The sequence below is a fragment of the Mycobacterium sp. IS-1264 genome, from assembly GCF_001954195.1.
GTDB lineage: Bacteria > Actinomycetota > Actinomycetes > Mycobacteriales > Mycobacteriaceae > Mycobacterium.
The window spans coordinates 57,161-67,746 of the sequence record NZ_MBES01000007.1; the positions used below are offsets into that span (position 1 = coordinate 57,161).

Consider the following 10,586-nt stretch of genomic DNA (forward strand, 5'->3'; position numbering starts at 1 on the left):
GGGCATGGTTATCGCGATTGCCCGGCCCAAGCTCGAAGGCAACATCGCGGTCGGAGAGGACCGCCAAATCGGTTTCGCCGAGTTCGGTGCCCCCTGGGGTCGCGCGGTCTTCTGGTTCCACGGGACTCCCGGCGCCCGCCGGCAGATCCCGATCGAGGCCCGGGTCTACGCCGAGGAACACGACATCCGCCTGATCGGCATCGACCGGCCGGGCATCGGCTCGTCGACACCCCATCGGTACGCGAACATCCGGGCCTTCGGGGACGACCTGCGGACGATCGCGGACACATTGGGCATCGACAAGATGGCGGTCATCGGCCTGTCCGGCGGCGGCCCCTACGCGCTCGCGTCCGCCGCCGTGCTGTCGGATCGCGTGGTCGCGGCCGGCGTGCTCGGCGGCGTCGCGCCGTTCCTCGGCGACGAAGGGATCACCAGCGGTCTGATGAACCTCGGTAAGCGGGTGGCGCCGCTGCTGCGGGTGGGGGGTGACCCACTGCGGATCGGCGCGAGCCTGGTGATCCGGATGATCCGTCCGGTCGCGAATCCTGCGCTGTATCTGTATGCCGCGATATCGCCCGAAGCCGACCGGCGCCTGCTCACCCGGCCCGAATTCAAGGCGATGTTCCTCGACGACCTGCTCAACGGCAGCCGCAAGCAACTGGCGGCCCCGTTCAACGACGTCATCCTGTTCACCCGCGACTGGGGTTTCCGGCTCAGTGAGGTCAAAGTCCCGGTCCGCTGGTGGCATGGTGACAGCGACCACATCGTCCCGTTTGCCCACGGCGAGCACGTCGTGTCCATGCTGCCCGACGCCGAGCTGTTCGTGCTGCCCGGCGAAAGCCATCTGGCCGGGTTGGGCCGCGGTGAGGAAATCCTGTCCACGCTGATGAAGATCTGGGACGAGCAGGCCTGACGCCGGCGGGTAACCTGCTGACGTGCTGCTGGCCTCGCTGGACTCCGCCGCAACCAGGGACATTCCCGACGCGGTGAGCATCGACGGCACCGCGCTGAGCCGCAGCGGCTTGGTCGGTGCGGCGACGTCGGTGGCCGAGCGCGTCGCCGGCGCGGACCGCGTTGCCGTAATGGCCACACCGACCGCGTCGACGGTGCTGGCGATCACCGGGTGTCTGATCGCCGGCGTGCCGTTCGTACCGGTGCCGTCGGACGTCGGCGCGGCCGAACGGCGGCACATGCTCACCGACTCTGGCGCGCAGGCGTGGCTGGGGCCCGAGCCGGACGACCCGGAAGGCTTGCCGCACATCCCCGTTCGGCTACACGCCCGATCCTGGCACCGGTATCCCGAGCCGCCGCCGGAGTCCACCGCGATGGTCATCTACACCTCGGGCACCACGGGGGCGCCCAAGGGGGTGGTGCTGAGCCGGCGAGCGATCGCCGCCGACCTGGATGCGCTGGCCCAGGCCTGGCAGTGGACCGCCGACGACGTGTTGGTGCACGGGTTACCGCTGTTTCATGTGCACGGCCTGGTGCTGGGCCTGCTCGGGTCGCTGCGGATCGGAAATCGCTTCGTGCACACCGGAAGACCGACGCCCGCCGGCTATGCGCAGGCCCGTGTCGAACGCGGGGGCACGCTGTTTTTCGGGGTCCCGACCGTGTGGTCACGGGTGGTGGCGGACGAGGCGGCCGCCGAGGCGCTACGGCCGGCGCGGCTGCTGGTCTCCGGGAGCGCCGCGCTGCCGGTGCCGGTATTCGACCGGCTGGCACGTCTCACCGGGCACCGGCCCATCGAGCGTTACGGCGCCTCGGAATCGCTCATCACGGTTTCGACGCGGGCTGACGGCGAACGGCGAGCGGGCTGGGTGGGCCTACCGCTCGCCGGCGTGGAGACCCGGCTGCTCGACGACGATGGCGGCCCGGTGCCACACGACGGGGAAACCGTTGGGAAGCTTCAGGTTCGGGGCCCGATGATGTTCGACGGCTACCTGAATCGGCCGGAGGCCACCGCCGACGCCTTCGAGCCCGACGGCTGGTATCGCACCGGCGACGTCGCCGTCGTCGACGACGCGGGCATGCATCGCATCGTCGGCCGCGAGTCCGTCGACCTGATCAAGTCGGGTGGATACCGGGTCGGCGCGGGGGAGATCGAAACGTCGTTGCTCGGGCATCCGGGCGTGCAGGAGGCGGCCGTCGTCGGGCTGCCCGACGAGGACCTAGGCCAACGGATCGTCGCGTTCGTTGTCGCCTCGTCCGAGCTGAAAGCCGACGACCTGATCAGTCATGTCGCCGGCGAGTTGTCCGTGCACAAGCGGCCGCGCGAAGTGCGCATCGTGGATGCGCTGCCGCGCAACGCGATGGGCAAGGTCCTCAAGAAGCGGTTGCTGGCCGAGGGCTGAGTTGCTGGCGGCCCGAAGGTGCCCGGACGACGACACGCAGGATGTTGCCAGGTTTTCTAGCGGGCGCGACCGCGAGCCTTCACCTACCGTCGTAGGCGTGACGGAACTGCCGACGATTGCGGCCGGGCGCGCGTCGACACCGATGAGGCGGGTGGCGGCGGCGTGTCTCGTCGGCTCGGCGATCGAGTACTACGACTTCCTTATCTACGGGACCGCGGCGGCGCTGGTGTTCCCGACGGTGTTCTTCCCGCGACTCGGTTCGACGCTGGGGATCGTCGCCTCGATGGCGACGTTCGCGACGGCGTTCCTGTCCCGGCCGCTGGGCGCGGTCGTCTTCGGGTACTTCGGTGATCGGCTGGGCCGCAAGAAGACGCTGGTCGCGACGCTGCTGATCATGGCCGTGTCGACCGTCGGCGTCGGGCTGGTGCCGAGCACGGCCGCCATCGGTGCGGCCGCCCCCTTGATGCTGATCGTGTTGCGGCTGTTGCAAGGGTTCGCCGTCGGCGGCGAATGGGCGGGGTCGGCGCTGCTGAGCGCCGAGTACGCGCCCGCCGGCAAGCGGGGCCGCTACGGCATGTTCACCCTGCTCGGCGCGGGCACCGCCTCCGTGCTCGCCAGCCTGACCTTTTTGGGCGTCAACTTCAGCATCGGGGAACGCAGCGCCGCGTTCATGCAGTGGGGATGGCGGCTGCCTTTCCTGTTCAGCGCGGGGCTGATCGGGATCGCGCTCTACGTGCGGCTCAACATCGACGAGACCCCGGTGTTCGCCGAGGAGAAGGCCCGCGACCGGGTCCCCAAGGCGCCGCTCGGGGAACTGTGGCGCCTGCAGCGCCGCGAGATCCTGCTGGCCGGCGGCAGCCTGCTGGGCGGATTCGGGTTCGGCTACCTGGGTCACACCTATCTGCTCATCTACGCCAATTCGCACCTCGGGTACACCCGCGGGTTCATCTGGTCGGTGGGCGCGCTGACCGGGCTCCTCAGCATAGCGACGGTCGCGGCGTCGGCCGCCCTCTCCGACCTGGTCGGGCGCCGCCGCCTGATGCTGCTGGGCTGGTCGCTGCTCTTGCCGTGGGCGTTCGTGGTGATGCCGTTGCTGAACACCCGCAATCCGGCGATGTACGTGGTCGCCGTCGTCGGCATGGCCGTCGGTGGTGCGATCGGCTCCGGGCCCACCGCCGCCTTCATTCCGGAGCTGTTCGCCACGCGATACCGCTACAGCGGATCGGCGCTGGCCCTCAACCTCGCCGGAGTCATCGGCGGGGCCCTGCCGCCGCTGCTCGCCGGGACGCTGCTCGCGACGTACGGCAGCTGGGCGATCGGCGCCATGCTGGCCGTGCTGACATCGATCGGCCTGGTCTGCACCTACCTGCTGCCGGAGACCAGTGGCACGACGCTCGGGTCCCGCTTCGAAGAGCTGTCCGGCCGCTAGTTGGCGTGCAGGTCCTCGTTGAGCGCGATGCCCTGACCGTCGCGGGCCACCGCTTCGACCGCCCCGGTGAGCGAATTGCGCCGGAACAACACGTTATTGGCGCCGGAGAGTTCGCGAGCCCTGACCGCCTTGCCGTCCGGCGTGACGACCTTGGTGCCCGCGGTGACGTAGAGGCCGGCCTCGATGACGCAGTCGTCACCCAGCGAGATGCCCAGGCCCGCATTGGCGCCGAGCAGACACCGCTTGCCGATCGAAATCACTTGCGTTCCACCGCCGGACAGCGTTCCCATGATCGACGCCCCGCCGCCGATGTCGGACCCGTCGCCCACCACCACGCCGGCCGAGATGCGGCCCTCAACCATCGACGCCCCCAGGGTGCCGGCGTTGTAGTTCACGAAGCCTTCGTGCATCACCGTGGTGCCCGGCGCCAGGTGGGCGCCAAGCCGCACCCGGTCGGCGTCGGCGATGCGCACACCGGTGGGCATGACGTAGTCGACCATCCGGGGGAATTTGTCGACGCCGTAGACCGTCACCGGTCCCTTGCGGCGCAATCGTGCCCGCACCGCCTCGAATCCCTCGATCGCGCAGGGGCCGTGATTGGTCCACACCACATTGGTCAATACCCCGAACAAGCCGCCGGCGTTCAGCCCGTGTGGCGCCACCAGGCGGTGTGACAGCAGATGTAGCCGCAGGTAGGCGTCGTAGGCGTCGGCGGCGGCATCGTCGAGGGAACCGATGACCGTGCGTACCGCGATGGTCTCGGTGATGCGGTCGTCGTCGCGGCCGATCAGCGCCGCCAGCTCCGGGGGAACATCGGAGAGCGCCAGCCGCGACGTGCCGCTGGTGCCCGGTCCGGTCAGTTCCGGTGCGGGAAACCAGGTGTCGAGAATCGATCCGTCGGAGGCGAGGGTCGCCAATCCGATGCCAGCAGCTCCAGTCACGCTCGCCACGCTACTTGCCCGGCATCGCGCGCCGAACCACTACCCTTGGTGGCGTGCTGGACTTGCATGGCGATCCGATCGAGCTGACCGCGGCGCTGGTTGACATCCCCAGCGAGTCCCGGGACGAAGCGCGCATCGCCGACGAGGTGGAGGCCGCCCTGCGCGCCCAGACGTCCGGCTTCGAGATCGTTCGCAACGGCAACGCGGTGTTGGCGCGCACCGATCGCAACAGGCCGTCGCGCGTGCTGCTGGCCGGGCATCTGGACACCGTCCCGGTGGCCGACAACGTGCCCAGCCGACGCTCGACCGAACCGGAAGGCGATGTGCTGCACGGGTGCGGCACCGCGGACATGAAATCCGGCGACGCGGTCTTCCTTCATCTGGCCGCCACCATTGCGGAACCTGCGCACGACCTGACCCTGGTGTTTTACGACTGCGAGGAAATCGATGCGGCCGCAAACGGTTTGGGTCGCATCGAGCGGGAACTGCCGGACTGGTTGTCCGCCGACGTGGCCATCCTGGGCGAGCCGACCGGCGGCTACATCGAAGCGGGCTGTCAGGGCACGCTGCGCGTGGTGATCAGCGCGACCGGAACCCGCGCGCATTCCGCGCGTTCGTGGTTGGGCGACAACGCAATTCACAAACTCGGCGCCGTGCTGGACCGGCTGGCCCGCTACACCGCGCGCACGGTCGACATCGACGGTTGCACCTACCGCGAGGGACTGTCTGCGGTCCGGGTCGACGGCGGCGTGGCCGGCAACGTGATTCCCGACGCAGCGTCCGTGACGGTCAATTACCGCTTCGCCCCGGACCGTTCGTTGGACGCGGCGCTGCAACACGTGCACGACGTCTTCGACGGGCTCGACGTGCGGATCGAGCAGACCGACGCCGCCGCGGGCGCGCTGCCGGGCCTGTCACAACCCGCCGCCAAGGCCCTGGTCGAAGCTGCCGGCGGGCACGTCAGGGCGAAATACGGGTGGACGGACGTGTCACGGTTCGCCGCGCGCGGCATCCCGGCGGTGAATTTCGGACCGGGTGACCCGAACCTGGCGCACCGGCGCGACGAACGGGTGCAGGTCGCCGCGATCACCGCCGCCGCCGCGATGCTGCGGCCCTACTTGGGTGGTTGACCCTCGGCGGAATCAGCCGCACCGCGCTGCCTGCGCGGCGGCATCGGCCGCCGCCGCGCGCATCCCCGCGGCGTCCAGCTCATGCGACACAGCTCGCAGCGCCGCGCCATCGCGTGTCGCCAGCGCCCGCGCATGGGCCAGCGCGATTCGGCCTACGGCGCAGTCGATCTCGCCGGTGAGCCGGGCCAGCGGGTCCGCGGCCCGCGCGTCGCCTAGCCGGACGGCCTCGTACCATGCGTGCAGCGCCACCGCCGACTGACCGCCGCGTTCGGCCATCCGAGCGGCGTCGCGGGCGGCGGCGACCGCGCCGTGGGAATCGCGCACCGACGCCAGCCGCCACGCACGCGCCACACCGAGTTCCGGCGTGAACAACGCCGACTTGGTTCCATGCCGGGATTCGGCTCTGCTCAATGCCTTTGCCGCGGCGGCGGTGTCTCCCTGTTGCGCCAGAGCGGTGGCCAACAGTGTCAGCGACAGCGGTCCCCACGAGTAGCCGGTGCGTTCCAGGGTGGCGGCCGCGGGAGCGAGAAGCGCTGCGGCCCGGGCGAATTCGCCGCCGGCGATCAGGACATGCGCCAGCAGCACCTCGCCGATGGCGCGGCCGGGCTGCTGCAGCTCGGCGAAGTCGGTGAACTGTTGCGCGAGCTTTCGCGCCGCGTCGAGTTGACCCGCCATCAGCAGCGCGCTGGTTTGGCCCAGCCCGATCGTGAAGCGCAGCAGCCCGGGATGCTCGGCGGCCAGGGCGCGCTGGGCCAGCGGCTCCACGTCGTCGAAGCGGCCCTGGCGCGCCGCGCACAGCGCGGCGGCGCTGGCCGCCCAGGCCACCGCTTGGTCATCGGCCGACGGCGAGGCCAGCACTTCGCCCGCCACTTTGACGGCGTGCCCGACGTTGCCCGCGTTCATCGCGAACGTCGCGCTCAGCGCGTCCAGTGTGGTGCGCGGGCCCGCGTCGGTTACCCGATTGCGGGTGGTCCGCAGGAACGCGGTGGCCCGCTCCGGTTCGCTGAGCATCCAGAACTGATTGGCCGCCCGCAGCAGCGCCCAATCCATCAGCGCCGCTTCGGTCAACGCGGTGGAGTCGACGGCGTCCAGCAACGCGTCGGCCTCGCGGCCCCGTCCCTGCCACGCCAGGGCGTGCGCCAGTGCCAGCCGCGGGGCCAGGCCGCCGGAGCGCTCCAGCGCCGACCGGGCCAGTCGTTCGCCCAGCGCGAGATCGCCCAGGCGCAACGCCTGCCGCGCGGCGTCGGCGACCTCGGCGACGCGCTGGGGGGCGTCGCTGTCCAGCGCCAGGGATGCCAGCCGCAGCCGGTCGACGAGGTGATCCGACGGATGCTCCGACAGCAGCGTGACCAGCTCGGTGCGCCGTCGTCGCGCGCCCTCGCCACCCAGCGCCGCACGCGCGCGTTCGGCGAATAACGGGTGTGCCGTGTAGACCACCGGGTCGTCCGCGCGCTCGTCGCGCACCCGGGTTTCCGCCGCGCCCCATTGCACCGCCTCGCCCACCGCGCCGTCGCCGGCGAGGACGGTGAGATCGGCGAGCGACAACGGCTCGGCGACCGCCAGGTAGTCCAGCACTGCCCGCGCCGGCGCGGGGAGCTCGGCGAGGAACGCGTCGACCTCGGCCGGCGTGGATTTCTGAGCCGCCCCGCCGGGCGCCTCGATGTCGATCCGGTCCAGCAGACCGTCCGTCCACAGCGCCGCGATGGCTTCGGGTGCGGCCCCGGAATCTTGGGCGGTGACGATCAGGCGCGCGGTTCCGGCCAGCGCCAATTGATAGACCAGCGTGGCCGACAGGATGTCGAGGTCGTGGGCATCGTCGACGATGAGCAGCAGTTCGCCCTGCTGGTCGTCGCGGCCCAGCGATGCCCGCGCCGCCCGCAACAGCGCGGCCGGCTTGCCGATCTCGTCGATGTCCACCAGGTGGCTGAAGGCGCCGAAGGGCACCGCCCGCTCGGTCGGGGTGCCGGTGACCCAGCGGGTGACGGTGCCCGGGTGCCGGCCGGCGAACCGTTCGGCGGCCAATCGGGCCAACGTGGATTTGCCGCAGCCGTCCGGTCCCAGCACTACCGCGCCGGCCCGCGCCCCGTCGCCCAGCGCGGCGTCGAGCCGTTCCAGGGCGCCCGCATGCTGGGGGACATTCCATCGAATCGGCACCGCCGGATTTTAGTGCGCGCGGTGTGCGCGCCGCACCGGGCGTGGTTTACCTTTCGGTTATGCCGGCGGAGCGCGATTCATCAAGCGAGTGGTCGGTCTGTGTGTACTGCGCGTCCGTCCCGACGCATCCCGAACTGCTGGAGCTGGCCACCGAGCTCGGTGAGGCGATAGCCGACCGCGGCTGGACCCTGGTGTGGGGCGGCGGCCACGTCTCGGCGATGGGTGCGGTGTCGAGCGCGGCGCGGGCACGCGGTGGCCGGACCGTCGGGGTGATCCCCGAACACTTGATGAGCAGGGAGCTGGCCGATACCGAAGCCGACGAGCTGATCGTCAGCGAGACCATGCGCGAGCGCAAGCAGATCATGGAGGACCGCGCCGATGCGTTCATCGTGCTGCCGGGCGGTATCGGCACCCTCGACGAGTTGTTCGAGGCCTGGACGAGCGGCTACCTCGGCATGCACCGCAAACCCGTGGTGATGCTCGACGCGTGGGGCCATTACGAGGGCTTGTGGATCTGGTTGAACGGATTGCTGGACAGCGGGTACATCTCGCAGGTCGCGATGGACCGCCTGGTGCTCGTCGATAAGGTGGGTGCCGCAATAGAGGCGTGCGCCCCCACGTGAGGTCGGCGGGCTGAATGGGACGGCGCCGAGGGGAACGAGGGATCACGTGTCGAAAGACGGGGGAGCGCGCGCAGCGGTCGGGCTGGCCGATATCGCAGTTCGGGCGCCGCGCGTGCTGGCCGATCTGCCATCGATCGCGCGGGGTGTGCGCACCGGGCTGCTGGCGTTTCCGAACTCCAAGAAGTCGATCGGCACGGTGTTCGCCGACCGGGCCGCTCGCTACGGCGACCGGGTCTTCCTGAGGTTCGGCGACCAGGAACTGACCTACCGCGACGCCAACGCGGCCGCCAACCGGTATGCGGCCGTGCTGGCCGCCCGCGGCGTCGGCCACGGCGACGTCGTCGCGATCATGCTGCGCAACTCGCCCAACGCGGTGTTGACGATGCTGGCAACGGTCAAGTGCGGCGCGATCGCCGGGATGCTCAACTACCACCAGCGGGGTGAGGTGCTGGCACACAGCCTGGGCCTGCTGGACGCCAAGGTGTTGATCGCGGAGACGGACCTGGTCAGCGTCGTCACCGACTGCGACACCACGGCCGGCACCGAGACCATGACCATCGAAGACGTGGAGCGGTTCGCGGCGAGCGCGCCGGCCACCAACCCGGCATCGGCGTCCGCGGTGTTGGCCAAGGACACCGCGTTCTACATCTTCACGTCGGGCACCACCGGGTTCCCCAAGGCCAGCGTGATGACCCACCGCCGCTGGCTGGCGGCGCTGGCCGCGTTCGGCGGGCTTGGGTTGCGACTGAAAAGCTCCGACACGCTGTACAGCTGCCTGCCGCTGTATCACAACAACGCGCTGACGGTCGCGCTGTCGTCGGTGATCAACTCGGGGGCGACGCTCGCGCTGGGGAAGTCGTTTTCGGCGTCGCGGTTTTGGGACGAGGTGATCGCCAGCCGGGCGACGGCGTTCATCTACATCGGCGAGATCTGCCGCTATCTGCTCAACCAGCCGCCCAAGCCCACCGACCGGGCGCACAAGGTGCGCCTCATCGCCGGCAACGGGCTGCGGCCGGAGATCTGGGACGAGTTCACCAATCGGTTCGGCATCGCGCGGGTGTGTGAGTTCTATGCGTCCAGCGAGGGCAACACCGCGTTCATCAACATCTTCAATGTGCCTCGGACGACGGGCATTTCGCCGACGCAGCTGGCCTACGTGGAGTACGACCCCGACACCGGCACCCCGTTGCGCGACGAGAACGGACGCGTGCGCCGGGTGCCCGCCGGTGAGCCCGGCTTGCTGATCAGCCCGGTCAACCGGCTGCAACCCTTCGACGGTTACACCGACCAAGCGTCGAGCGAAAAGAAGTTGGTGCGCAACGCTTTTCGTGAGGGCGACTGCTGGTTCAACTCGGGCGACGTGATGAGCCCGCAGGGCATGCGGCACGCCGCGTTCGTGGACCGGCTGGGCGACACCTTCCGCTGGAAGGGGGAGAACGTCGCCACCACGCAGGTCGAAGCGGCGCTGACGTCGGAGGGGTCCGTCGAGGACTGCACGGTCTTCGGCGTCGAGATTCCCCGCACCGGCGGCCGCGCCGGGATGGCCGCGGTCAAGCTGCGCGACGGCGCCGAGTTCGACGGCAAATCGCTGGCCGGTGCCGTCTACGGCCAGCTGCCCGGCTACGCCCTGCCGCTGTTCGTGCGGGTGGTTTCGGCCCTGGAGCAGACCACGACGTTCAAGAGCCGCAAGGTCGAGCTGCGTGAGCAGGCCTACGGCCCCGACGTGGACGACCCGCTGTTCGTCCTGGCCGGCCGGGACGAGGGCTACGTGCCCTACTACGACGAATATCCCGACGAAGTCGCGGCGGGTAAGCGCCCGTAGCGCTAGCGGCTCGGTTTGCGCCGAGCGTGGGGGCCCCCCCCCCCGGGGGGGCGCCGGGGGGGGGGGGCCCCCCGGGGGCCGGCAGGCCCCCCCCCCAAGAAAGGGGGGAAGAAACCCCAAACGCCCCCCCCCCCCC

General features: G+C 70.3%; 8 protein-coding genes. 6 read left to right on the forward strand and 2 right to left on the reverse strand.

Annotated elements, in window-relative coordinates:
* Window positions 1-4: 4 nt before the first annotated feature.
* The 3 genes from A5744_RS01385 (at window position 5) to A5744_RS01395 (ending at window position 3,780) form a co-directional block, all read left to right on the forward strand.
* Window positions 5-913, forward strand: coding sequence for an alpha/beta hydrolase (locus tag A5744_RS01385; RefSeq protein WP_076057812.1), 909 nt, complete (start codon window positions 5-7; stop codon window positions 911-913).
* A gap of 22 nt (window positions 914-935) precedes the next feature.
* Window positions 936-2,351 (forward strand): acyl-CoA synthetase, encoded by a 1,416-nt coding sequence (locus A5744_RS01390; protein ID WP_076057813.1) that lies wholly within the window; start codon window positions 936-938, stop codon window positions 2,349-2,351.
* A 142-nt stretch (window positions 2,352-2,493) separates the two neighbouring features.
* Window positions 2,494-3,780 carry an MFS transporter gene (locus tag A5744_RS01395; protein WP_076057826.1) on the forward strand — a complete coding sequence of 429 codons (1,287 nt, stop codon included), beginning with the start codon at window positions 2,494-2,496 and terminating at the stop codon, window positions 3,778-3,780.
* Here A5744_RS01395 and dapD read toward each other — a convergent pair.
* A complete protein-coding gene (dapD, locus tag A5744_RS01400; protein ID WP_139331195.1) occupies window positions 3,777-4,730 on the reverse strand; it encodes a 2,3,4,5-tetrahydropyridine-2,6-dicarboxylate N-succinyltransferase in 954 nt (317 codons plus the stop codon). The genes A5744_RS01395 and dapD overlap by 4 nt on opposite strands.
* Before the next feature lie 44 nt (window positions 4,731-4,774).
* On the opposite strand from dapD, the gene dapE reads away from it, so the two are divergent.
* The gene (gene dapE / locus A5744_RS01405; protein WP_076057814.1) at window positions 4,775-5,851 is read left to right on the forward strand and encodes a succinyl-diaminopimelate desuccinylase; all 1,077 of its coding nucleotides are present in this window, start codon (window positions 4,775-4,777) and stop codon (window positions 5,849-5,851) included.
* 12 nt (window positions 5,852-5,863) lie between these two features.
* On the opposite strand, the gene A5744_RS01410 is transcribed toward dapE, so the two are convergent.
* Window positions 5,864-8,005, reverse strand: a complete 2,142-nt coding sequence (locus A5744_RS01410) for an ATP-binding protein (protein WP_076057815.1) — start codon at window positions 8,003-8,005, stop codon at window positions 5,864-5,866.
* A 59-nt stretch (window positions 8,006-8,064) separates the two neighbouring features.
* Between A5744_RS01410 and A5744_RS01415 the strand changes: the two genes are divergently transcribed.
* Together A5744_RS01415 and fadD6 are read left to right on the forward strand one after the other, a co-directional pair.
* The gene (locus A5744_RS01415; protein WP_076057816.1) at window positions 8,065-8,628 is read left to right on the forward strand and encodes a TIGR00730 family Rossman fold protein; all 564 of its coding nucleotides are present in this window, start codon (window positions 8,065-8,067) and stop codon (window positions 8,626-8,628) included.
* A 46-nt stretch (window positions 8,629-8,674) separates the two neighbouring features.
* The gene (gene fadD6, locus A5744_RS01420; protein ID WP_076057817.1) at window positions 8,675-10,450 is read left to right on the forward strand and encodes a long-chain-acyl-CoA synthetase FadD6; all 1,776 of its coding nucleotides are present in this window, start codon (window positions 8,675-8,677) and stop codon (window positions 10,448-10,450) included.
* Window positions 10,451-10,586 lie beyond the last annotated feature (136 nt).

Bases quoted from the DNA above. Each gene is read 5' to 3' on its own strand.
- A5744_RS01415 (WP_076057816.1), top strand. From the start codon at position 8,065: ATGCCGGCGGAGCGCGATTCATCAAGCGAGTGGTCGGTCTGTGTGTAC.
- A5744_RS01395 (WP_076057826.1), top strand. From the start codon at position 2,494: ATGAGGCGGGTGGCGGCGGCGTGTCTCGTCGGCTCGGCGATCGAGTAC.
- A5744_RS01385 (WP_076057812.1), top strand. From the start codon at position 5: ATGGTTATCGCGATTGCCCGGCCCAAGCTCGAAGGCAACATCGCGGTC.